This is a genomic window from Motiliproteus sediminis, assembly GCF_017912535.1.
Lineage (GTDB): Bacteria > Pseudomonadota > Gammaproteobacteria > Pseudomonadales > Balneatricaceae > Motiliproteus > Motiliproteus sediminis.
Window position 1 is genome coordinate 308,099 of record NZ_JAERQK010000003.1, and the last position, 22,479, is coordinate 330,577.

Annotated in this window: 18 protein-coding genes; 9 read left to right on the top strand and 9 right to left on the bottom strand. The window is 60.3% G+C overall.

Going from position 1 to position 22,479, the window contains the following annotated elements; genetic code table 11:
• Window positions 1-112 precede the first annotated feature (112 nt).
• From JJQ76_RS18230 to JJQ76_RS08340, 3 genes are all read right to left on the bottom strand, one after another.
• Window positions 113-2,398, bottom strand: a complete 2,286-nt coding sequence (locus JJQ76_RS18230) for an NADP-dependent malic enzyme (RefSeq protein ID WP_210396304.1) — start codon at window positions 2,396-2,398, stop codon at window positions 113-115.
• A 193-nt stretch (window positions 2,399-2,591) separates the two neighbouring features.
• On the bottom strand, window positions 2,592-4,766 hold the full coding sequence (locus JJQ76_RS08335) for a malate synthase G (RefSeq protein ID WP_210396305.1): 2,175 nt from the start codon (window positions 4,764-4,766) through the stop codon (window positions 2,592-2,594).
• A 153-nt stretch (window positions 4,767-4,919) separates the two neighbouring features.
• The gene (locus JJQ76_RS08340; RefSeq protein WP_210396306.1) at window positions 4,920-5,867 is read right to left on the bottom strand and encodes a LysR family transcriptional regulator; all 948 of its coding nucleotides are present in this window, start codon (window positions 5,865-5,867) and stop codon (window positions 4,920-4,922) included.
• A gap of 703 nt (window positions 5,868-6,570) precedes the next feature.
• Between JJQ76_RS08340 and JJQ76_RS08345 the strand changes: the two genes are divergently transcribed.
• From JJQ76_RS08345 to JJQ76_RS08355, 3 genes are all read left to right on the top strand, one after another.
• On the top strand, window positions 6,571-6,786 hold the full coding sequence (locus JJQ76_RS08345) for a hypothetical protein (RefSeq protein WP_210396307.1): 216 nt from the start codon (window positions 6,571-6,573) through the stop codon (window positions 6,784-6,786).
• 80 nt (window positions 6,787-6,866) lie between these two features.
• Complete coding sequence (locus JJQ76_RS08350; protein ID WP_210396308.1) at window positions 6,867-7,565, top strand: response regulator transcription factor; 699 nt, start codon at window positions 6,867-6,869, stop codon at window positions 7,563-7,565.
• The gene (locus JJQ76_RS08355; RefSeq protein ID WP_210396309.1) at window positions 7,565-9,541 is read left to right on the top strand and encodes an ATP-binding protein; all 1,977 of its coding nucleotides are present in this window, start codon (window positions 7,565-7,567) and stop codon (window positions 9,539-9,541) included. The genes JJQ76_RS08350 and JJQ76_RS08355 overlap by 1 nt, the downstream gene beginning before the upstream one ends.
• On the opposite strand, the gene JJQ76_RS08360 is transcribed toward JJQ76_RS08355, so the two are convergent.
• Window positions 9,538-10,152: a flavin reductase family protein gene (locus tag JJQ76_RS08360; RefSeq protein WP_210396310.1), complete on the bottom strand. Its 615-nt coding sequence runs from the start codon at window positions 10,150-10,152 to the stop codon at window positions 9,538-9,540. The genes JJQ76_RS08355 and JJQ76_RS08360 overlap by 4 nt on opposite strands.
• 117 nt (window positions 10,153-10,269) lie before the next feature.
• Between JJQ76_RS08360 and JJQ76_RS08365 the strand changes: the two genes are divergently transcribed.
• On the top strand, window positions 10,270-10,497 hold the full coding sequence (locus tag JJQ76_RS08365; protein WP_210396311.1) for a hypothetical protein: 228 nt from the start codon (window positions 10,270-10,272) through the stop codon (window positions 10,495-10,497).
• On the opposite strand, the gene JJQ76_RS08370 is transcribed toward JJQ76_RS08365, so the two are convergent.
• The gene (locus tag JJQ76_RS08370) at window positions 10,494-11,276 is read right to left on the bottom strand and encodes an enoyl-CoA hydratase (protein ID WP_210396312.1); all 783 of its coding nucleotides are present in this window, start codon (window positions 11,274-11,276) and stop codon (window positions 10,494-10,496) included. The two genes, JJQ76_RS08365 and JJQ76_RS08370, sit on opposite strands and share 4 nt — an antisense overlap.
• Before the next feature lie 137 nt (window positions 11,277-11,413).
• Between JJQ76_RS08370 and JJQ76_RS08375 the strand changes: the two genes are divergently transcribed.
• On the top strand, window positions 11,414-12,379 hold the full coding sequence (locus JJQ76_RS08375) for a tRNA dihydrouridine synthase (RefSeq protein WP_343232500.1): 966 nt from the start codon (window positions 11,414-11,416) through the stop codon (window positions 12,377-12,379).
• Between the two features lie 88 nt (window positions 12,380-12,467).
• Window positions 12,468-13,787 carry a D-serine ammonia-lyase gene (dsdA, locus tag JJQ76_RS08380; protein WP_343232501.1) on the top strand — a complete coding sequence of 440 codons (1,320 nt, stop codon included), beginning with the start codon at window positions 12,468-12,470 and terminating at the stop codon, window positions 13,785-13,787.
• 135 nt (window positions 13,788-13,922) lie between these two features.
• Here dsdA and JJQ76_RS08385 read toward each other — a convergent pair whose 3' ends face one another.
• Genes JJQ76_RS08385 through JJQ76_RS08400 form a run of 4 tightly spaced genes read right to left on the bottom strand, consistent with a single transcriptional unit; the run spans window position 13,923 to window position 18,119 of the window.
• Window positions 13,923-15,068: a methyltransferase gene (locus JJQ76_RS08385; protein ID WP_210396313.1), complete on the bottom strand. Its 1,146-nt coding sequence runs from the start codon at window positions 15,066-15,068 to the stop codon at window positions 13,923-13,925.
• Window positions 15,068-16,582: a PhnE/PtxC family ABC transporter permease gene (locus JJQ76_RS08390; RefSeq protein WP_210396314.1), complete on the bottom strand. Its 1,515-nt coding sequence runs from the start codon at window positions 16,580-16,582 to the stop codon at window positions 15,068-15,070. The genes JJQ76_RS08385 and JJQ76_RS08390 overlap by 1 nt, the downstream gene beginning before the upstream one ends.
• Window positions 16,579-17,268 (bottom strand): ATP-binding cassette domain-containing protein, encoded by a 690-nt coding sequence (locus JJQ76_RS08395; protein ID WP_210396315.1) that lies wholly within the window; start codon window positions 17,266-17,268, stop codon window positions 16,579-16,581. The genes JJQ76_RS08390 and JJQ76_RS08395 overlap by 4 nt, the downstream gene beginning before the upstream one ends.
• Complete coding sequence (locus JJQ76_RS08400) at window positions 17,268-18,119, bottom strand: putative selenate ABC transporter substrate-binding protein (RefSeq protein ID WP_210396316.1); 852 nt, start codon at window positions 18,117-18,119, stop codon at window positions 17,268-17,270. The genes JJQ76_RS08395 and JJQ76_RS08400 overlap by 1 nt, the downstream gene beginning before the upstream one ends.
• Before the next feature lie 699 nt (window positions 18,120-18,818).
• On the opposite strand from JJQ76_RS08400, the gene JJQ76_RS08405 reads away from it, so the two are divergent.
• The 3 genes from JJQ76_RS08405 (at window position 18,819) to JJQ76_RS08415 (ending at window position 22,476) form a co-directional block, all read left to right on the top strand.
• Window positions 18,819-19,532: an SIMPL domain-containing protein gene (locus tag JJQ76_RS08405; RefSeq protein ID WP_210396317.1), complete on the top strand. Its 714-nt coding sequence runs from the start codon at window positions 18,819-18,821 to the stop codon at window positions 19,530-19,532.
• Window positions 19,533-19,590: 58 nt separating this feature from the next.
• Window positions 19,591-21,732 (top strand): tRNA(Met) cytidine acetyltransferase TmcA, encoded by a 2,142-nt coding sequence (locus JJQ76_RS08410; RefSeq protein WP_210396318.1) that lies wholly within the window; start codon window positions 19,591-19,593, stop codon window positions 21,730-21,732.
• Between the two features lie 66 nt (window positions 21,733-21,798).
• Entirely contained in the window at window positions 21,799-22,476 is a 678-nt protein-coding gene (locus tag JJQ76_RS08415; protein ID WP_210396319.1) for a DUF1614 domain-containing protein, read from the top strand.
• Window positions 22,477-22,479: the final 3 nt, after the last annotated feature.

Sequence of the window (22,479 nt, forward strand, 5' to 3'; positions counted from 1 at the left end):
ACGGTGTTTTCTGCGCGCTCTCTTGCGACTAAGGGTTAATAGCTTTGCATTGCAGAGGCGACAAAAAAACGGCAGCCGGAGCTGCCGTTAGCGTCACTGCAGGTGGTCGAGATTACGGCAGACAGACGTTGTCTTCGCAGTAGCGTTCAACATGGGCGGCGGTCAGGGCGCTCATGTTGAAGATGCCACGGGCGGACACGGACGGAATAACGATGTGGGCTGGCTTGTTCATGCCGGTCAGGAACGGGCCTACCAATAGCGCGTCGGTGAGCGAGCGAATCAGCCCCAGGGCGATGTTGGCGGCATCCAGATTGGGCATGATCAACAGGTTGGCGCTGCCGCTGAGATTGGCACCGGGGAAGATCCGCTGGCGTAGCTCCTCGTTCATGGCGGTGTAGGAGTGCATTTCGCCATCGACTTGGACCTCGGGGTGCTTGTCGCGCAGCATCGCTGCAGCATCGCGCATCTTGCGCGCCGAGCCACTACTGGAGGAGCCGAAGTTGGAGTGCGACAGCAGCGCCACTTTGGGTTCGACACCAAACTGTTTGACGAAGTCTATGCTGGCTTCGGTGATCGCCACCAGTTCCTCGGCATCGGGATCGACGTTGAGGAAAGCATCAGCCAGAAACAGCGGCCCGGAGGGCAGCAGCAGGGCGCAGACAGAGGCAGCGTGGCCGTTGCTGCCGAGTACCTGGTTGATCTGGCGGAAGTGGGTCTCAAAGCGGTTGACCTTACCGCAGATCATGCCGTGGGCTTCACCCATGGAGACCATGGTGGCGGCCAGCGCGGTGGGATTCTGGCGCATCTCGGCCTGGGCGGCTTCAACGGTGATCCCCTTGCGGCCTACTTTGTCGTGGTAGTGCTGCCAGTACTGGTCGTGGTGATCGCAGTCACGCGGATCGAATACGCTGACGTCCTCACCCAGATTAAAGCGCAGGCCCAGCCGCTCCATGGAGGCCTGGACGATTTCGTTACGGGCGATCAGGATCGGCTTGGCCACCCCTTCGTCGACGATAGCCTGCATCGCCATCAATACGTCGTCGTTCTCGCCTTCGGCGTAAACCAGACGGCGCTTGGGGCCCTGCTTGGCGGCTTCGATCATCGGCTGCATAAACAGTCCGGCGGCGTTGACAAACTCATGCAGCTTGGCGCGGTAGGCGTCCAGGTCGGCGATGGGTCGGGTCGCGACACCGCTATCCATGGCGGCCTGCACCACTGCCACCGGTACCTCTTCGATCAGGCGCGGGTCGAACGGCTTGGGAATCAGGTATTCGGGGCCAAAGGTCAGGTCTTCGCCGGCATAGGCTTCGGCGACCACGTCGGTGGCTTGCTTCATCGCCAGATCAGCGATCGCTTTTACCGCAGCCTGCTTCATCTCTTCGTTGATGGTGGTGGCACCGCAATCGAGCGCACCACGGAAGATGAACGGGAAACAGAGCACATTGTTGACCTGGTTGGGATAGTCGGAGCGGCCGGTGGCCAGAATTGCATCCGGACGCACCTCTTTGGCCAGTTCCGGCATGATCTCCGGCGTGGGATTGGCCATCGCCAGAATCAGCGGCTTGGGTGCCATTTTGGCGACCATCTCCGGGGTCAGTACGCCGGGGCTGGAGAGGCCCATAAAGAGATCGGCGCCATCGATGGCATCATCCAGAGTGCGATCGGTGGTGTCGCGGGCATAGCGCTCCTTCCAGGGATTCATCCCTTCGCCGCGACCACTGTAGATTACCCCGGTACGGTCGATCAGGGTGACGTGCTCTTTCTGCAGTCCCATGCTCACCAGCAGGTCGACACAGGCGATGGCGGCCGCGCCGGAACCGGAAACCACGCACTTGATATCTTCGATGCTCTTTTCCACCACGCGCAGGCCGTTGTAGACCGCGGCGGCGGCGACGATGGCGGTGCCGTGCTGGTCGTCGTGGAACACGGGAATGTTCATCCGCTCGCGGCACTTGGCCTCGACGATAAAGCACTCCGGCGCTTTGATATCTTCAAGGTTGATACCGCCGAAGGTGGGCTCCAGGGCGCAGACGATATCAACCAGCTTGTCGACGTCGTTTTCTGCCACTTCAATGTCGAACACGTCGATATTGGCAAATTTCTTGAACAGTACCGCTTTGCCTTCCATCACCGGTTTGGAGGCTAGCGGACCGATATTACCCAGCCCCAGTACCGCGGTGCCGTTACTGATCACGCCCACCAGATTGCCGCGGGCTGTCATCCGGGCGGCTTCGTTGACATCCTCGACGATCGCTTCACAAGCGTAAGCGACACCCGGGGAATAGGCGCGGGACAGGTCGCGCTTGTTGGACAGCGGTGTGGTGGGTTGGATGCAGAGCTTACCGGGCGTCGGCTCGGCATGATAGCGCAGGGCGCTCTCTTTAAAGTTGTCGGTCATGCGACGGGTCCTTCTTGTTCGACAATCAGAATACGTGAGGCTGGCGACGGACTGTGAAAGTGATCGCCAGGTAAGGAATGCGTTTTCTCAATCCCACCAGTCTACAGGATGGCAACGGCTAAGTGCAGAGAGAATAAAGGCCGCTAGGGGTAACCCTAGCGGCCTAATCCTTTTGGCCCAAGCCAGAGGTCGGTTATTGTGCTTTCACCGCCTGGCGGTGGGCGTGCAGCAGCGGCTCGGTGTAGCCGCTGGGCTGTTCGCAGCCCTTGAACACCAGATCGCAGGCGGCTTCGAAGGCGATGCCGTCAAAAGCCGGGGCCATCGGCCGGTAGCGCGGGTCGCCGGCGTTCTGGTCGTCAACCACCAGCGCCATCTTCTTCAGCGACGCCAGCACCTGCTCTTTGGTACAGATACCGTGACGAATCCAGTTGGCCAGGTGCTGGCTGGAGATTCGCAGCGTGGCACGGTCTTCCATCAGTCCCACGTTGTTGATGTCCGGGACCTTGGAACAGCCGACACCCTGATCGACCCAGCGTACTACATAGCCGAGGATTCCCTGGGCGTTGTTGTCGAGTTCCTTCTGGATCTCCTCTGCCGTCAGTTGCTGATCGCCCAGCAGCGGGATGGTGAGAATGTCGTCGACGCTGGCGCGGGCGCGGGTCTTGAGTTCCTCCTGCCGGGTCGGCACGCTGACCTTGTGGTAGTGCAGAGCGTGCAGGGTGGCGGCGGTGGGAGAGGGTACCCAGGCCGTGTTGGCGCCGGCCATGGGGTGGCCGATCTTGGCTTCCATCATGTCGGCCATGTTGTCCGGAATGGGCCACATCCCCTTGCCGATCTGAGCGCGCCCCGGTAGTCCGCACTGCAGCCCGATATCGACGTTCTGATCTTCATAGGCGAGGATCCAGGCCATGGTCTTGAGCTTGCCTTTGGGTGCGAAGGGGCCCGCTTCCATGCTGGTATGGATCTCGTCGCCGGTGCGGTCCAGGAAGCCGGTATTGATGAATACTACCCGTTCGCTGGCAGCGCGGATGCACTCCTTCAGGTTGACCGAGGTGCGACGCTCCTCATCCATGATCCCCACCTTGATAGTGTTGCGTGGCAGGCCCAGCGCATCTTCGACCCGACCAAAGAGTTCGACGGTGAAGGCGACCTCCTCCGGGCCGTGCATCTTCGGCTTGACGATGTTGACGCTGCCGGCACTGGAATTGCGGATCGACTTGCCATTGAGGCTGCCGTTGCCCTTGAGGTCATGCATGGCGATACAGACGGTAAACATGGCGTCCATGATCCCTTCTGGAATCTCGTTGCCATCCTTGTCGATGATCGCCGGATTGGTCATCAAGTGACCCACGTTGCGGATAAACAGCATGGAGCGTCCCTTGAGGGTCAGCTCGCCGCCGTCCGGCGTGGTGTATTCGCGATCGGGGTTGAGCGCGCGGGTGATGCTGTTGCCGTTCTTGACCAAGGTTTCCTGAAGGTCACCCTTCATCAGGCCGAGCCAGTTGCCATAAGCCTGCGCCTTGTCCTCGGCATCCACTGCGGCGACCGAGTCCTCGCAGTCCATGATGGTGGTCAGCGCGGCTTCTACCAGAACATCTTTGATATTGGCGGGATCATCTTTGCCGATCGGGTGGCTGGCATCGAACTGCACTTCGAGGTGCAGGTTATGGTGTTTGAGTAGCAGGGCACTGGGCTTGGAGGCATCACCCTGGTAGCCAGCCAGTTGGGTGTTGTCAGCCAGTTCGCTGGTGCCGCCGTCGTTCAGTGTCACCAGCAGGCGACCATCGATAATGGCATAACCGGCGCTGTTCTTGTGGCTGCCGGCCGCCAGCGGTGCGGCCTGATCCAGCAGGTCACGGGCGTACTCGACCACTTTGGCGCCGCGTACCGGGTTGTATGCGGCGGTGCGCTCGGCGCCACCGGTTTCCGGCAGTACGTCGGTGCCGTAAAGGGCGTCGTACAGGCTCCCCCAGCGCGCATTGGCAGCGTTGAGGGCGAAGCGGGCGTTCATGATCGGTACTACCAGTTGTGGACCGGCCTGGTCGGCAATCTCGGGTTCCACGTTATCGGTGGTGATCTTGAAGTCGGGTCCTTCCGGGACCAGATAGCCAATCTCTTGCAAGAAGGCTTTGTAGGCAGCGAAGTCCCCCGCGCCGTTGTCGCGGTGCCACTGGTCGATCTGGGCCTGCAGCTGGTCGCGTTTGGCGAGCAGGGCGCGGTTTTTGGGAGCCAGGTCGTTGATAATAGCTTCCAGTCCGCTCCAGAACTGGTCGGCGCTGACGCCGGTGTCGGGCAGGATGTGGTTAACCAGCAGATCGTGAAGCGTGTTGGCGATCTGCAAGCCGCCGATCTGAGTGCGTGCGGTCATAGTATGGGCCTCAAAGCTGTGCCGCCCCCGGAGGGACGTTCCCTAAGTAGACAGAAGATAAGGTGAATCCATTCTAAAGCGAGGGACCAGAATTTATCTAATTTATCGTTATTATGCTCACTATTCGTTTGCTGAATGCTTTTCGGTGTGCGCTCAGCTGTCGCTGGGCATGGTTGCCGCCACTTCACTGATCAACTGGCGCAGCCACTGATGGCCAGAGTTGTGCTGCAATAGCGGGCTCCAGGCCATCTTAAGATCAAAGGGATCAATATCAAAGGGGGGCTTGCGAATTACCACGGAGGGGCTGTTCTTGAGCAGGTTGGCTGCGCGGGACGGCAGGGTCACTACCAGGTCGCGTCCTTCGGCCAGAATCATGGCCGCTGTGTAGTGGCGGGTGAACACCGTGATGTTGCGCTTCTTACCCAGGCGGTTGAGCGCTTCGTCGACCCAGCCCAGACGCTGCACATCCTGTGGATTGATGCCTACGCCAACTCCCCAGCCGGTTTTACTTACCCAAACATGGTGGGCGCCCAGATAAGCATCGAGATCGAAGTTATCAAGAATGGGATTATCGCGGCTGATGACGCAGGAAAAGGTATCGCTCCAGATGCTTTTTTGATGAAACGACTGCGGCATGGAATCGAAGCGGTTGATCACCATGTCTACCTTGCCCTGCTCGACGTCGAGAAAACTGACGTCGCTGGGGGTCATGATATCGAGGGTGGTGTTGGGTGCTTCGACCCGCAGGCGGCTGAGTACCTGCGGCAGCAGTGTCGATTCGGCATAGTCGCTGGCCATCACTCGAAATACCCGGTCAGAGGTGGCGGCATCGAAGGGTACCTGTGGCTGAATTGCCTTTTCCAGTTGCGCCAGTGCTTCCCTCACCACGGGTTGCAACTCCAGCGCGCGCTCGGTCGGAGTCATGCCATCGCTGGTTCGCACCAGCAGCGGGTCTTCAAACAGGTCGCGCAGACGACGCAGACCGTTACTCATCGCCGGTTGGCTCAATCCCAACTGGCTGGCCGACTTGGTGACGTTGCGCTCGCGCAGCAACACATCCAGGTAAACCAGTAGATTCAAATCGATACGATCAATATTCATAGGAATGATGACGAAAATAGAAACTATAAATTAGGGAAATTATTTCAGGCTGGTTACTCTCTGTCTACACCATCGCGTTCACTGCTCTGATGGACGACGACCCGGCAGAGCAGATCGTCTGAGTTGCAATTGGTGCATCCCCTCGCCGGTAGTTCGACTACCGGTTCCGCGACAGGTCCAGAGTCGCCGGATTCAGCCTCGCTTTGCGAGGCTTTTTTTCGTCTAGTTGATCACGATGTGGTTAGACTTTGGTCTAGGGTTTGTTCTGTCTATCGACCTCTGTTTCTGCCTTCGTGGCGTCCGGCAAAACGGCACGAGGGCTGTCGCTATAAGGGCTGCAGATAGCTATGCACAGAAGGTGTGGATAAGTCTGTGAGTCAGTTTTGAAAAGATGCCTGAAAGCGCGATAGATAGCCCGCTAGCGACAATCTGGTTAAAAAATAACCAATCTAAAAAGCATGTTTAATTACAACGGAGTAGTTGTTGTCAATGGTGTTTTTAAGGAAGTTTTCCGGTTTGTGTGACGATAGGGTGTCGAAAGCGTTAAAGAAACTCAGCATGTGTATAAAAAGTCACTACATGGGGGCGGAGCAGGGCAGTTTAGGATTTATTCCTATTTGATATATATCACCTCGGCTTTAGTCTTGAGAAGCTGTCATTTTGTTGTGTTAGCCGTTTGCTTTTTCAGTCAGGGAAGACAACCATGACTCATTACACTCAGGAATATGAGCGCCTGCTGTTTGAGCTTCAGCATCTTCGCTGGCGAGCGCAGAACTACGGCTACAGCGCCGCCCAATTGGAACAGGATATTGGTCGGCTGCAGGACCACCTGGCGAATGCTGATCCGGCTCAGCGGGCCTCCCTGAGCCGCTTGCTGGACAACTTTCGCAGTGCCGTGTGCGCGGAGTTGGCTTCCTGACCCTGACAGGGCCGTTGTGCGTTGTTACCCCCTTCCCGATAGGCTACCTTTAGCGCTTTGTTTGCAAGCGGAGTAAGCCGTTGCCTGCCTTAATTGCAGTAGTCGAAGATGATCCAGATCAGCGCCATAACTATGGAGAGGCCCTGCGCCGGCGCGGCTATCGGATTGCTGCGTATGCTGATCGCGTGACTGCGCGTGCAGGTCTGCTGCAGCACAAGCCCGATCTGGTACTCCTTGACGTCATGCTGGGTGATGAAGCCGATGCCGGCTTTGAGCTGTGTGCGGATCTGCTTGGCAGCTACCCGGAGCTGCCGGTTATTTTTCTCAGCTCCCGCAGCGATGAGATTGATCAGGTGTTTGGTCTGCGTCTCGGGGCGTGGGACTATCAAACCAAGCCGGTTTCGCTGACTCTGCTGGTTGAGCGGGTCGGCGCGCTGCTCAAGGCTGCCAAGCGCCGTGCGCTAACGCCCGCAGTCGACGCTCCCTCTCCGCAGGGGTTGCAGTTGGATCGGGATCGGGTAGCGGTCAAATGGCAGGGGGTTGATGTACCGCTGACGGTGACCGAATGCAACCTGCTGGCAGAGATTGTCGCCCGCGCCGGGGTGGTGACCACGTACGACGAGTTGGCGGCCGTTACCCGTCAAACCTGTGTGACCAATAACACCCTTAATACCCATATCCGCCATATCCGGCGTAAGTTCGAACAGATCGACGCTCAATTCGCAGCGCTGGAAAACGTCTATGGTGCCGGCTACCGCTGGCGTGGAGATGGGTGCTGATGAGTCTGCGCAGAACCCTGCTGTGGCTCTGTTCCGGGTTGTTACTGCTGCCTTTCCTTGGTTATCACTATCTGCAGGACATGCAGCAGTTTCTGCTTCGCGGGCAGGAAAATGCCCAGCAGCTTACGGCGCAGGCGGTAGCCACGCTTCTGCAGCAGCGTGATGACCTGCTCGCCTCTTCGCCGCTGCCTGCCGATGAAGAGGCGTTGTACGCCTGGCCTACCGACCAGTACATGGTGCTGGACGGTTACGACGACGACTGGGACCCGCGCATCAGACCGATAGCGATCCCACCCCAACGGGGCGCTGACGGTAACGCTGGTTTCGCCATGCGCATCCGGCTGGCGCAACGTGGGGCAACATTGTGGCTGATGGTGCAGGTTGACGATCCCACCCGGGTATTTCGCCACCCCGCGATCGCAGCGCTGGATAGCAGCGACCATCTGCGCCTGGCGCTGCGATACGGCGGTGCCGCGCAGCGATTGGTGATCGCTGCGGAAGCGATCGGACTCGCGGAAGTCTATGCTGCGGATCGCTTCTGGCGGCACCCGGTTGGCCCCGTCAAGGTGCCGCTACAGGCTAACTGGCAGGAGCGTGAGGGCGGTTATCAGGTAGAGATCGAGCTGCCCCTGGCTGCCTTGGCAGAGGACCCGCGAGTGTGGCTGGCGGCCGTGGATGTTGACAATAGTGTGGCGCGTACGCCCGGCGCGGTGCTGGCCAGCGGCAGCCATCGTGGGCGTGCGGTTCACTTGCATGCGCCGGAGCTGCAGCGGTTAATCGCGGGGTTGCGTCAATCCGGCCGCCATATTCGGGTGCTGGATCGGCAGGCGGTGGTTCGCGCGGTTTCCAACTTTCACAGCGCTACTCCGGGGCTGGAGCAGCGGGCCTCGGAGAGTGTGCACAAGGCGCTGGCCGGAAGCTCGGTAATCGACCGTTACCGAAGCGCCGGGCAGGAGCGGATCCTGGCTGCCGAACCCATTAGAGGCGCTGGTGACGCGGTGATCGGGGTGGTGCTGGTTGAGGTTGCGACGCGGGAGATTCTTGATCTTCAACGCACGACGTTGGTGAAAACCGCGGCTCTCACTGCGGCGGTGTTTGGGCTGATTATGTTGGGGTTGCTGTGGTTTGGTGCGCGGCTCACGCGGCGCATTCGTCAGCTGGGCTCTGCAACCCGAAAAAGCCTCGACGAGCGTGGCCGAGTTGTCAGCCCATTGCTACCGGAAGCGCAGCGGGGCAGTGACGAGCTGGGGCAGCTGGGAACCGAGATCAGTACCCTGCTTGGGCGACTGCAGCACTACACCTCTTACCTTGAGCGGATGCCACGAGCGTTGCGCCATGAACTGAGTAATCCGCTCAATACCATCGGTACCTCGCTGCAGATGTTGCGTGACAGTTCGCTCGGCGATCATGAGCGACGTTATATCGACAGTGCGGAACGTGGGGTGGAACGTCTCACCCTGATTCTGACTGCGCTGGCTGAGGCTACCAGCCTGGAGGAGGCGCTGCAGGAAGAGCGTCTGGAGCCGGTGGAGCTAAGTGGGCTGGTGCGGCGTTACATGCTGGATCACCGGGATCAGTATCGCCGCCACCGACTGGTGCTGGGGGGGCTGCCGCAGGAGGCCTGGACGCAGGCCAACCCGCTGCGGCTGGAGCAGGCTCTGGACAAGCTGTTAGACAACGCCGCCGACTTTGCACCGGCCGGCAGCGAGGTTACCCTGAACCTGGAGCCGGGTGCCGATAGCTGGCAACTCAGTCTGTTCAATCAGGGTGCGCCAATACCTGAAGGGCTGCAGAGTAGCCTGTTCGAGTCATTGGTGACCGGTCGCGGCGGTCAGGCCACTGACTGCCCGCATCTGGGAATGGGCCTGTATGTTGTTCGTCTGATCATCGAATCGGCCGGAGGCACCGTAGCGGCCAGTAATCGCGACAACGGCGTGGCGGTCGCACTGGCCTTACCGCGGATATTATCCCCTTAGGCCGGACGCCGGCGCACCAGTACCTCGCCCGCCGCCATATACTCGGAAGCCCCTAATCGACCAATCGGGTCGACCCGGCTGGCATCGACCTTGACCCGCCCTTTGGCATCTGTCACCACAACGCTGTCATCGATGTAGATCTGATTGGCCTTGCCCAGAATCATCGCCTGGGGGGTGGCACCGATCTCATGAATTTCGTAAAGCTCGCAGGCGTACGCAATCCGGCTGCCCCTGATGCGCGGCACCGGGCTGCCGGGAAAGGGGTCGGTTTCCAGGCCGAGGTGCTCAAGTTCCGATTCGCCGGCCGGCAGCGTGATGGCGCTCTGGTTCATTGCATCCAGTTGCCCGGCGTGAGGAAGGTGAATCACGAACTGCTTGCGCGCTTCGATGTTGACGCGGGTGTCCTTGGGGGTGCCGTCCGGCTTCTTGCCCAGTGAGATCATTACCAGCGGTGGGTTGCTGGCGACCGCGTTGAAGTAAGAGAAGGGAGCCAGGTTGAGACTGCCGTTTTCGTTGCTCGACAACACCCAGGCGATAGGGCGAGGGATCAGTGTTTGAATCATGGTGAAATACACCTGATCCGCGGGTAGCTGATTGAGATCGATCTGCACAGTGGTTCTCCTTTGCTGAGAGGCTAATAGTAGCGAAGCAGTGGCGCTGAAGCATCGTTTTGTCACAGCGGTGCTATGCTTAGGCGGTACCGCCTTATTTAACCTCTGGAGTGATCTATGGAGTTCTTCGATGTGCAGACTGGCTGCGCTATCGGAGCTCTCAAGTCCGCGATAGTGGAGCAGGGCCAGCAGGGCTGGGTGCTCCTTCTCAGGGATGAAGATGACGCGCTGTTGCCGTTGACCTGCGACGGCGAGGTGCAGGTATTCAGAGAGCGCGGACTGGCAGCTTCGGTCGCTCGCCGATTTGGAATCAAACGTGTGTTGGTTTTAGAGGAGTGCGGCTAGCGTCCTTTCCACCGTGGTGTGCGTTTGTTGAGAAAGGCGTCGATACCTTCCTGAGCGTCCTCACTCTGGATATTGCAGGTCATCACCTCGCTGCAGTGGGCGTAGGCATCAGCCAACGAGCGGGGTAACTGCGCATGGAAGGCCTGCTTGCCTACTGCCAGCGTTGCCGAGGATTTCGATGCCAGCGTTTCTGCCAGTGTCATCACGCTTTTCGGCAGCTCATCGGCGGTTACCACCCGGTTGACAAGGCCCATTTCGTAAGCGCGTTGCGCACTGATCATCTCTCCCGTGAGCAGCATCTCCATGGCGTGTTTGGGCGCTATATTTCGGGTCAGCGCCACCATCGGCGTGGAGCAGAAAAGGCCGATGTTGACTCCCGGCGTTGCGAAGCGCGCATCGTCGCTGCACACCGCCAGGTCGCAGGTGGCCACCAGTTGGCAGCCTGCGGCGGTAGCGATGCCATGTACTTCGGCGATTACCGGCAAGGGTAGCTCGGTGATTGTCATCATCAGGCGGGAACAGGTTGCAAAGGTGCGTTGCTGCAGCTCGTGATCCGCACCCTCGGTCATCTGCTTGAGATCGTGACCGGCACAGAAACCGCGCCCGCTGCCGCGCAGGATCACCACGCTGATCCGGGTATCGGCGGCAATGTTGGCGAACTCGTCGATCAACCGTTCCATCAGTTCCAGCGACAGCGCGTTGTACGCCGCGGGGCGATTCAGGGTGAGCCGGGTGATGGCTCCCTGATCCTCGCGCAGTAGCAGTTCGTTGGTGCTCATTCTGGGGCTCCCGTTCAGGGTGAGGGGTAAGTAAGGGTTTATCCTAGGTCATTGGAGCGTGTTGCCTATGCATCTTTGGTCGCACAGGGGCGTCATGATAAGCTGCCACGCCCAGATCAAGCCCGTCGGAGAAAGGCGTGAATGAACTTATTCTGGCCCCGATGGAGGGGCTGGTGGATGCGGTTATGCGCGACACCCTGACCCGTATCGGCGGTTTAGACCGTGCGGTGACAGAGTTCGTGCGGGTGTCCGAAACCGAATTACCGCCCAAGGTGTTTTACCGTCTTTGTCCGGAGCTAAACAGTGGTGGTTGCACGCCTTCCGGCGTGCCGGTTCGGGTGCAGTTACTGGGTAGCGATCCGGCGTTGTTGGCGCTTTGTGCCCGGCGCGCCGCGTCGCTCGGGGCACCGGCGATTGATCTCAATTTCGGTTGTCCGGCGAAAACGGTTAATCGCAGCCGCGGCGGTGCGGTGTTGCTGCAGGAGCCGGCGTTGATTGAGCGGATTGTGGCAGCGGTGCGCAGCGCGGTGCCGGCAGAGCTGCCAGTGAGCGCGAAAATGCGGTTGGGTTATGACGACAGCCGTCTGGCATTGGATAATGCTGTGGCGATCGAAGCCGGTGGTGCTGATGAGCTCTGTGTCCATGGTCGCACCAAGGCGCAGGGCTACGGGGGCAGTGCCGACTGGCCCGCCATCGGACGAATCAGAGCCGCGCTGAGCATTCCTGTGGTTGCCAATGGTGATGTGTGCTCCGTCGAAGATTATTTCCGCTGCCGTGAGCTGAGCGGCTGTGATTCGGTCATGCTTGGACGTGGGTTGGTGGCCCGGCCGGGCCTGGCGCTACAGATCCGCCAGGCCCTGGCAGGGCAGGCACCGGTGGCGCTGGAGTGGTTACAGCTGCAAGTGGAGCTGAGTCGATTTTTTGCTGAGGTGTGTGAACGGGTTTCGCCCCGGCATGCGCCGGGACGGTTGAAACAGTGGCTGGCCATGCTCAAGCGCAGTTACCCGGAGGCAGAGGTGTTGTTTCAGCAATTGCGCACGGAGAATCGGCTGGAGTCGCTTAGCGAACTGCTGGCACAGCCCATGTTGGCGCGGTCCGCCTGAAGGGGGGATACGCAGGTGGCGGTTACATGCCGGGCGAGGTGCGGCGGTATCGGTTGCAACTCTTGGCATGCATAGCGTGGAGTCCGGGATGATGGAGTCGTTGGTTAACGATCCGGTGGTACGGCGGTTACGGGCGCTGCAGGAACAGTGGTGGTTCAACCCTCGCTACCTGTCTGATCCCGGGTCCGCCAGCGATCAGCTTGACATTGACCAGGCCGCGGCGCGGTTGCAGCGCTTTGCGCCCTATATCGCCGCCGAGTTTCCCGCCACCGCTGCCGACGGCGGGTTGATCGAATCGCCGCTGCGTGAGATCCCGGCGGCCCAGGCAGCGCTGCAACGGTTGGCCGGTTTGGCGCTGCCGGGGCGGTTGCTGCTCAAATGTGATCACGCGTTGGCAGTGTCCGGCTCGGTCAAGGCACGGGGTGGCATCCATGAAGTACTCAAGGTGGCTGAGCAGGTGGCAACCAACGCTGGCTTGCTGACTCCCGATAGTGATTATCGCACTCTCGCTTCGCCGGCGGCGCGCACACTGTTTGCCCGCCATAGTCTGGTGGTGGGCTCGACCGGCAATCTCGGCCTAAGCATCGGCATCATGGGGGCCGCTCTCGGCTTTCGCGTGGTGGTGCATATGTCATCCGATGCCCGTGAATGGAAGAAATCTCGGTTGCGTGCGCTGGGGGTGACGGTGGTCGAACATCCGGGGGATTACAGCGCCGCGGTTGCTGAAGGTCGGGCTGAAGCGCTGGCGACGGCGCGTTGCCATTTTGTCGATGATGAAAATTCGCGTGACCTTTTTTTGGGCTACGCGGTGGCTGCTCAGCGCTTACGGCCCCAGCTCGCGGCGCAGGGGATCGAGGTCAGTGCAGAGCGGCCGTTACTGGTTTATCTGCCCTGTGGCGTGGGCGGGGCTCCCGGCGGTATCGCCTTTGGTCTCAAGCAGCAGTTTGGTCCCCACGTGCATTGCTTCTTTGCCGAGCCGACCCAGTCGCCCTGTATGTTGCTCGGCATGCACACGGGCTTGTTTCAGCAGATAGCGGTGCAGGATATCGGTCTCGATAACCGGACCTGTGCCGATGGACTGGCCTGTGGCCGCTCTTCATCCTTCGTGGGCAAACTGATGCAACCCTTGCTGAGCGGTATCTATACCCTGAGTGACGACAGCCTTTACCGGCTGCTGGCGTTACTGCGTGACAGTGAAGGGGTGGCGATGGAGCCTTCGGCGGTGGCAGGCTTGGCGGGACCGCTGGGACTGCTGGCACAGGGACAGCGCTATCTGGAGGATAACGGCTTGGTGCCTTATCTGGCCAACGCCGCTCATCTGGTGTGGACGACCGGCGGCAGTATGGTGCCTGCCGACGAGTTGGAGAGCTACTATCAACCCGGCCCCCATCCACCGCCCGGCGCATGATGAACAATCCGGAACACCCCTGCGAACCCATCGGGTTCATGCCTTAACGCTGCTGCGAGTTAGCTCCCCCGCAGTTGTGGTTCGACGTTGAAGGGTTGTGTGGTGGCGGGGGGCAGCTCCGCTTATCAGTGGTCATCAACGCTTTCGCGCCACCAGTACCACGAACTTGGGATTGCTGGCCGCAACCCGGCAGTTGCCAAACAGTTTCTTGAGCTGCACGTGGTAGCTCAGGTGACGGTTGCCGATCACCCACAGCTCACCGCCGGGGCGCAGCGCCCGCAGTGATTGTGCGAACATGCGCCGGGCGATGTGGTCGCCCACCGCGTTCTGCTGGTGAAACGGCGGGTTGTTCAGAATCAGATCCAGACTGTTGTCCGTCACGCCGGTCAGGCAATCCCCGGCGTCGAAGTGGGCCGGGCGTGTCTCACCGTACGCTGTACGAAAGTTGTGCTCGGCGCTCGCCACTGCCATAAAGGACTCGTCGCGGAAATAGAGCCTGGCATCGGGGTGCTCCCGTGCGATGCATACTCCGAGTACGCCGTTGCCGCAGCCCAGGTCCATGATGTCACGGTAGTGGTCACCCGTCGGCAGGTTGGCCAGTAGCAGGCGGGTGCCGATGTCGAGCTTCTCGCGAGAAAACAGATTGGCATGGTTGACCAGCTCCAGCCGCGGGGATTCCAGGGTGTAGCGACTGGGGAAGGGTGATGGGCCCGGTTCCAGCGCGGGATCAAACTGTGCGAATAGCAACCGTGCTTTCTTTTTCGCCAGCGACGTAGTGACCGGGCCGATACAGCGTTCGAACAGGACAAACACCGACGGTTGCAGGGTCTTAAGCATGGCTCCGGCAACGATCCGGCTTTGCGGCTGTAGCACCTCGCGCAGGCAACGCAACTGATGCTCCAGTAACGCCAGGGTTTTGGGGATCTTGATCAGCACCAGCGGCGGGGCCGGTGGTAGCGGTGTGAGGCTGTGCTCAAGGGTAACGGCAGTCGGGTCGAGGCCGTTACTCTCCAGATTGGCGCGGGTAGAGAGCTGGCTGATGTAGGAGTCACTGACACTAATCGGTCGGGTCCCGTGGAGGGGTACCGCCAAGGCTCCGAAGTGGTCGTTCAGAATCAGTGGTGATGGCGGGATCGGCTCTCCCTGCTGCCGGGCCAGGTGGTTCAGCATGAGCTCATCGGCGGCGTCCCAGGCGCGCAGGGTTTCCTGCTTGCGGCGGGGATAGCGATGCAGGGCAAAGCTGCCCAAGTCGGTGTTGCAGCGCTCTTCGGTAGTGGTCATCAGTAGCGGGCCTGTTGCGGGTTGGCATCCAGTTGTAGTCGTCGCCGCAGGGCGCGAGCCAGTTGGTCCAGCGCCATGTTAACCAGGGCGGTCATCAGAATCAGCAGCAGGGCACGGTCAAAACGGAGCTCTTCAAAGGCCGAGTCGATAAAGAAGCCCAGCGTGTGGATGCCTAGGATACCGAGAATCGCGGTCTCACGCATGATCACTTCCCAGCGGTAGAGTAAAAAAGCGAGAAACTGGGGGTAGATTCGCGGTAGTACTTCGAACAGGTAGCGGTTGATGCCGCGGCTGGCGTCGTCGCGCAGCAACAGAGCATCGCTGTAGCGGCCGATAAGATGGGCGATAATGGCGCCGTTGTGCAGCGCCAGGGCAATGATGGCCGGCAGCATCGAGGGCCCGGTGACCAGCAAAATGATAAAGGCCAGAATCAGCTCGGGAATTGAACGCAGCACCACCAGCAGCAGGTGGCCGGTGGAACGACCCTGACGCGGCATAAACAGGGTTGAGACCAGCGGGAACAGCAGCAGTGTCAGTATGCCGCAGGCGACCATGGCGATAATGCTCAGTACCAGCGTGTTTACGATGCCGGGAAGCGCCTGTTGCAGCAATAGGTTCTGCAGCCAGGGCCACCAGAGTCGGGGCTCGGCCAAGGCCTGCACGCCAGCATCGCGTAACGGCGCCGGCACAATGTCATAGCCCAGAAACTGTTGCAGTGTGGCCACGGACCAGTAGCCGTCAAACGGAAGCCAATAGAGTGCCATGGCCAGATAGAGTGGTATCAGCCAGGGGCGCACCCAGAGGCGGATGGAGGCGATCAGGGCAAAAAACAGGTAAAGCAACGCTGCGGCCTGCGAATAGAGCCCCTGGCTGAAGCTGGTTTCCAGGTGGAACCCCAGCGTCGGCAGGCCGATGAAGCCCAGTACCGCGCTTGAACGGATACCGCACTCCAGCCGATAAAGGGCGTAATTCTTCAGGTGGGCAAAAGCCGGTGGTATCCGCGCGTAGGCAAAGGTGCTGAGCCAGCCACTGCCAACCGGGACCAGCTCCGCCGGACGCTGATCGGCTTCCTCCAGTATTTCGGCATACACCCGGGCAAAGATGCCGGTATAGGGAATAGCGATTGCCAGCAGGCCGGTCAGCGTGCCCAGTCCAAACAGCTGCAGAAACAGCAGCGCCCAGAACAGCTCATGCACCGCTCTGATCAGGGCGCAGAATAGCTGTACTAGGCGCCAGCGAAACAGCAGCGCAAAGATAAACCCGGTGACATTGGCAACGGCGACCCCAAGGAGAGCAAAGGCGAGGGTGTTGGCGACGGCACTTGCCAGCGACTCGACGCCGAAAAAGTCCGGGGTCAGCATCCCCCATCCAATCCGTCCCAGCTCGAACCAGGGGGAACTGTTTACCCAGTCGATATCCGCCAGGGTGAGGGCCAGCAGAGCGGTTAGCGCCAGGCCCAGACTCAGTCGACGGTAGCGGCCGGCGGTGGTATCGAAGCGGGCAGGGGCGGTCATGATTGTGGGTAGACGGCGGCCAGTTCGGTGCTGCTGAGGCGATCGGTGGGTGCATCCAGTACCACCCGTCCGGCGCGCAAGCCTATAACGCGCTGATAGTGCTTGAGCGCCAACTGCTGATCATGCAGTGCGACCACCACGGTTGAGTGGCGTTGGTTAATCAGCGCCAAAAGAGCATCGGCCTGATATTCATCCACCGAGGACACCGGCTCGTCACCGATAAAGAGCGGGCTTTGCTGGTACAGTGCGCGCCCCAGCGCGGTGCGCTGCTGCTGACCGCCGGAAAGGCGGTCGACGGAGTGACGCAGGTGGCCGGCTATGCCAAGCTCAGCGGCCAGCGCGCCGATCTCTGCCATTCGTTCAGCGGTCGGGTAGATCAGGTTGCGGAGGTTGTGCCAGCAGCTGTAGCGGTTCAGCCGCCCCATGTAGATGTTGTGAAACACGCTAAGGGGCTGCACCAATCCCAGATGTTGGGGGCAGTATGCACTCTGCTGCGGCTGCTGCGATCGCAGCAGCTTGAGCAGGGTGGATTTACCGGCTCCGCTTTCGCCGATCAGCGCCACCTTCTCGCCGGTGGCGATGGTGAGCGTCACATCCGTCAGCACCGTCTGGCCTTGGTAGGCCAGGCTGTGCTGACTCAGTTGCAGCAGCGGTTGGCCGGTGCCATTGGCGACCGGCGGCGACATCAGTCGATCAAGCCGATAGAGCGTGCGACCTTTGCCACCGGCGCAAAGTCGTCGTTGCTGGCCTCAACAAAGCTCTGGCGCGGGAAAGAGGCGAGCAGCTCCGGGTCGTCCATCGATAACAGCGCCTGCTTGACCCTGGCTTTGAAACCCTCGCCCCAGGTGGCGTCCACATCACCGCGGATTGACCATTGGTAGTCGGGGTAGGTGGGGGTTTCCCAGATCACGCTGACGCTGGAGGTATCAATATTGCCGGCCGCCAGTTCGCGCTCCCAGACGGCGTAGTTAACCGCGCCGACCTGATAGGCGCCGGACTGGACCAGCGCGATGGTACGGGAATGGTCTCCGCTAAATCCCACGCGTTCGAACAGAGTTTCCGGTGCCTGGTCGAACTGCTGGCGAAGATAAAACTCCGGCATCAGGCGGCCCGAGGTGGAGCCTTTGGAGCCGAAGGTAAAGGTTTTGCCCTGAAGTTCGCTGCTCAGCGTGTCACCCGGGACTAAGCCAGTAGAGTGATGAGCGATAAAGTAACTTTTGAAGAACTGGTCCTCATAGCCTTGGGCGATGGCCTCGGAATTCGGGACACGCATCCGCGCCTGAACTCCGGACAAGCCGCCAAACCAGGCGAGCTGGACCTGATTGTTGCGAAAGGCGGTAATCGCAGCAGCATAGGATTTGACCGGAACGTAGGCGACGTCGATGCCCAGCTCCTGACTGAGATAATTGGCAATTTTACCGAAACGTTCCCGCAGTAGGGTTTCGTCCTGATCGGGGATAGCGGTAAAGGTGAAGGTCGCGGCGTGTGCCGACAGACTCAGCAAGCAGCCGAGCGCCAGAAAGGCTAATTTTTTCATGTTGGCGTCCTGTTCAATAGAGGAGCGATAGGGGGACCGCCATTGTAGGGTTTTGTCTTGCGAGAGCAAGAGCCGGGCGCGGGAAAACAAGCTGCCGTGGTCACCGGATTAAATCCTGCCAGGGCTTAATTAGCCGAACTTAATTTTTTGTGCGAGTGCGTTTTTAGGAAATATTCCTAGAGCTATCGGTGCGAATTTGGCCGATAGTATACCTACTGCAACACGGAACAAACGGAATTGGCCGCAACAGGATGTTCGGCAAGTTGCAACAAGGATACTTAAGAGGCTGCCACGATAGGAGATCTGGCGGCCTTTTTACTTTTTAGGCCGTCTTATTCTGCGGCTTCAACCTGCTGTTGTTCTCGTCTCACCTGTGTGATCCCGCGCAATCCCTTATGCTTTCTACGGTCTGGCGGATTTTCCACACAGTCTGTGGATAACTGTGTGAGTAAACTTGGAGCAAATCCCCCCGTGCCGCAGTGTTACAGGCCTTGCAGCAAAATGGTGAATTTTTGACACAAATACATAAATCAATATAAAACAATTAGTTATATTGATGTTGTGTTGCTGCCAAGGTGTTTCTACACTAACTGCGACAGGGGAGGGCGAGGTTGGTTTTAAGTGTGAATAATCTTCCTGCTGTCAATAGAAAAAGTGGTGATATTTCACCTTGAATTTCGCCTGAAGGGGATAGACAACATGGGCAAACTTGTGCTTTTTGTGGCGGCGTTGTGGGTGTGGGCGATCTCTGCCCAGGCCGAGGAGTCGTTGCCCTTGCTGCAGACGCGTGGCGAGGCTGTGCTTGAGGTTCCCGCCGACCAGGCGACGCTGCAGTTGGGCGTGGTTAATGTGGGGCGTGATGCCGATGCGGCGATGGCCGAGAGTGGTCGCTTGAGTGAGCGCGTAGTTAAGGCGCTGCACCGTGCCGGGGTGCCTCAGGGCGCGCTCACTACTCGTGCCCTCGCGGTGCAGCCTCAGTGGAGCCCGCGCCCGCGCGATGCCGGCGCTGATTGGCAGGCCCAGATAGTGGGTTATCGGGTCAGCAATCAGATCCGCCTGGTTACCGAGCAGCTAACCCGCCTGCCGCTCTGGATTCAGGCCGCAGTGGAGGCTGGCGCCAACGAAGTCGGACAGCTGCAGTTTTCCCTGGCTGATGCTGACGGTCATTACCTGCAAGCGCTGCAACTGGCGACCCGAAAGGCGCGTCAGCAAGCCGATAGTGTTGCCGATGCGGCGGGTGTGGGGTTGGGGGCGCTTTATCAGCTGCAGGTCGAGAGCCAGTCGCCCCGGCCGCTGTCGGGTGTGCGCCTTGAAGCCATGACCATGCGGGCTGCGGGTGCCGCGCCGGTGATCGAGGCCGGTGATATTGAGGTTCGGGCTGCGGTTGTGGTGCGCTATCGTATCCAGCCCTGAATGGGCGCGGTCATGGATTCCCGTTAGTATGTGTCCTTTCGGCTAGGGACTGCTGCCTGTGTCACTTCATTATCATCATCAACGCTGGCTTAACGAGTTGCAGGGGGCAGCGATTCGACGGCGTCATCGCGTGCCGTTGTGGCTGACCGGCAGTGCCGAATGGCGGGCTCACTGGCGCGACGAGCTGGGCGCGGTGTATGCCTGCTCACGTACCCTGACCGTCGATGTTGACCGAATCACCACTGGCGAGGCGCGCCGGTTGTTGGGGCAGGAGTTTGATCTGGCTATCCTTCATGGCCGGCAGCCGTTGGCACCGGACCTGCTTGCCATCGTCGCCGGCACCCTTGCTGGCGGCGGTGTATTGCTGCTTGATCTGAAGCCAGAGCAATGGTCCGGCGCATTCGACCGCTGGTTACTGCGACAGCTGAGCCGAAGCGAGGAGTGGCTGGCGCTGGCGGAAGGGCAGCCCCTGCCGCGGTTGGCCCCGGCACCGTGCTCCCCGCCGCCGGTTGCTGATCAACATGGTTGTCTGGGTGAGGATCAGCGCCATGTTGTGGCCGCGGTATTGCAAGTAGTCAGGGGGCACCGTCGGCGTCCGCTGGTGGTGACCGCCGAACGCGGACGGGGTAAAAGTGCGGCGCTGGGAATTGCCGCTGCCATCCTGCTCACCGAGGGGCGTCAGCGGGTGTTGGTGACGGCACCGAAGCGAGCGGCGGTAAACACTCTGTTTGAGCGCGTATCCGCGTCGCTACCCGATGCTTCGGTTGCCAAGGATCTCATTCGCTGGCAGCAGGGTGAGGTGCGCTATATGGCACCCGACCAACTGTTGCGCCAGCGGCCGCCGGCTGATCTTTTGTTGGTGGACGAAGCCGCTTCGATTCCGGCGCCATTATTAAGTCAACTGCTGGAGCAGTATGCCCGGGTGGTGTTCTGTACCACCACGCAAGGGTACGAGGGTACCGGACGTGGTTTTGAAGTGCGCTTTCGGGCGGAATTATCATCCCGTACGCCGGGCTGGCGGGCGTTAACTATGGTCGCTCCCATTCGTTGGGCAGAGGGGGATCCGCTGGAACAGTGGCTCTATCGCACCCTGATGCTCGATGCCGAACCTGCTCGCTTCGACGATGTGTCCTCCCAGTCCGCGCCGGACCGGGAGCCACTGCCGGTTGAGTGCTGGCAGGGCGAGGCGTTGCTGGCCGAGCCGCTGCTGCTGCGCCAGTTGTTCGCGCTGCTGGTACTGGCCCATTATCAGACCACCCCCAACGACCTGCGCGACCTGCTGCAAGCCCCGGGCATGGGGGTCCACCTGATTCGTTGCCAAGGACAAGTAGCGGCCGCCATGCTCACGCTGCGGGAAGGACCGCTGGATCCGTCTCTGGCCACAGATGTGTGGTTGGGTCAGCGTCGCCCGGCCGGCCATCTGCTGCCGCAGGCGCTGATCGCACAATCGGGGTGGTTGCAAGCGGCCAACCTCCGTTATCAGCGGGTGGTGCGCATTGCGGTGCACCCCGATCTGCAACGCTGCGGGTTGGGCAGCCGGCTGTTGCAATCGCTGGACGACAACGCGGATGGCGCGGACCTGCTGGGGTCCAGTTTTGCTGCCAGTGACCATCTGCCACAGTTTTGGCAGCATGCCGGTTACCAACCGGTGCGCCTGGGATTGCAGCGTGATGCTGCCAGTGGAGCGCATTCGCTGTTGGTACTCAAGCCCCTGAACGCGGAGGCCTCGACTCTGGTGGCCAGCGTCGCGGCCCGCTTCTGGGCGCAGTTGGAAGCCCAACTGGCCGGCGCTTATCGGGATCTGGAGCCGACGTTGGTGGATACCCTGTTGGCGCAGCAACCGCCGCCCACGCCCGCGGCGAACCAGCCGGATGCGCCGCTCGACCCTCAGGATGCGATGGATCTGGTAGCGTACGTGCTGGGTGGTCGCGGCTTTGAGCAGGCGGAGCCGGTTCTGCGCAGCTTTCTGCGCGTGCAGCTGGGGCTGTCGCATTGGCGCAGTGACGAGAAAGCGTTGCTGATCAGCCGTATTTTGCAGCGGCATAGCGTTGCTGATTGCTGTGCCGCCAGCGGTTTGACCGGTCGGCGCCAGCTTGAGGCGCGCTTGCGGCAGCTGCTGCTGCCGGTGGTGCGTCAAACTGCACTGGATCTGCTGCCCGCAGTGCTGCGCCAGCGGGTGGGACCGTTATTGGATGACTAACCTCTGCTGGCAACTCTATTCCCGGACTCCATACTTCAGTCAGGTGTCGCAACGGGAGTCGCAAGGTTGCATTATCTGATCACACTGCTGCTACTGTTCCTTTTCTTCCGCCTTGGCGTGTTGAGCGAGGTGCTGCATAAGCTCGCCCTCTCCCCTTGGGAGGTTCACTATGGGCTGCTGGCACTGATTCTGCTCAGTCTGGTCAATGTGCGGTTGCTGGCAGTGGATGCCGGTTCGTCCGTCAGTCGGCCAGCGGCTGAAGAAAACCTGCCTGCGTGTGCCGGGCTGCCAGGGGCGCGGGTGACCATCAATCTCAATCTGGGAGGCGTGGTGATGCCGCTGTTCTTCGGGCTTTATCTTGCTCGGGAGCAGGCGCTGGAGCTGGTACCGCTGTCGCTGCTGGCGCTGATGGTCGCGGTGGTGGTCTATCCCTGCAGCAGGGTGTCCCGGCGGCGTGGCATCGTGATTCATCTGGCCGCAGCGGTCACCGTGGCGGCGGTCGGCGGTTTGTGGCTGGGCGGCGAACAGTATCTGCTGGCCGCCTATCTGGCGGCGGTCGTCGGTACTCTGGTCGGGGGAGATCTGTTGCATCTGTCGCGGTTGATGCGTTTGCGCAGCGCCCAGCGGCGGGGAATATTTATCGGCGGGGCTGGGCTGATGGATGCGATTTTCTTGTCTGGGCTGTTTGCCATGTTGACCGCCGAACTGCTTCGGCAGCATGATCTGATCCCCCAACTTCTCTGAACG

What these genes read in the sequence shown, in the direction of transcription:
- JJQ76_RS18230 (WP_210396304.1), bottom strand. Translation starts at nt 2,398, where the DNA reads ATGACCGACAACTTTAAAGAGAGCGCCCTGCGCTATCATGCCGAGCCG.
- JJQ76_RS08335 (WP_210396305.1), bottom strand. Translation starts at nt 4,766, where the DNA reads ATGACCGCACGCACTCAGATCGGCGGCTTGCAGATCGCCAACACGCTT.
- JJQ76_RS08340 (WP_210396306.1), bottom strand. Translation starts at nt 5,867, where the DNA reads ATGAATATTGATCGTATCGATTTGAATCTACTGGTTTACCTGGATGTG.
- JJQ76_RS08345 (WP_210396307.1), top strand. Translation starts at nt 6,571, where the DNA reads ATGACTCATTACACTCAGGAATATGAGCGCCTGCTGTTTGAGCTTCAG.
- JJQ76_RS08355 (WP_210396309.1), top strand. Translation starts at nt 7,565, where the DNA reads ATGAGTCTGCGCAGAACCCTGCTGTGGCTCTGTTCCGGGTTGTTACTG.
- JJQ76_RS08365 (WP_210396311.1), top strand. Translation starts at nt 10,270, where the DNA reads ATGGAGTTCTTCGATGTGCAGACTGGCTGCGCTATCGGAGCTCTCAAG.
- JJQ76_RS08370 (WP_210396312.1), bottom strand. Translation starts at nt 11,276, where the DNA reads ATGAGCACCAACGAACTGCTACTGCGCGAGGATCAGGGAGCCATCACC.
- dsdA (WP_343232501.1), top strand. Translation starts at nt 12,468, where the DNA reads ATGATGGAGTCGTTGGTTAACGATCCGGTGGTACGGCGGTTACGGGCG.
- JJQ76_RS08385 (WP_210396313.1), bottom strand. Translation starts at nt 15,068, where the DNA reads ATGACCACTACCGAAGAGCGCTGCAACACCGACTTGGGCAGCTTTGCC.
- JJQ76_RS08390 (WP_210396314.1), bottom strand. Translation starts at nt 16,582, where the DNA reads ATGACCGCCCCTGCCCGCTTCGATACCACCGCCGGCCGCTACCGTCGA.
- JJQ76_RS08395 (WP_210396315.1), bottom strand. Translation starts at nt 17,268, where the DNA reads ATGTCGCCGCCGGTCGCCAATGGCACCGGCCAACCGCTGCTGCAACTG.
- JJQ76_RS08400 (WP_210396316.1), bottom strand. Translation starts at nt 18,119, where the DNA reads ATGAAAAAATTAGCCTTTCTGGCGCTCGGCTGCTTGCTGAGTCTGTCG.
- JJQ76_RS08405 (WP_210396317.1), top strand. Translation starts at nt 18,819, where the DNA reads ATGGGCAAACTTGTGCTTTTTGTGGCGGCGTTGTGGGTGTGGGCGATC.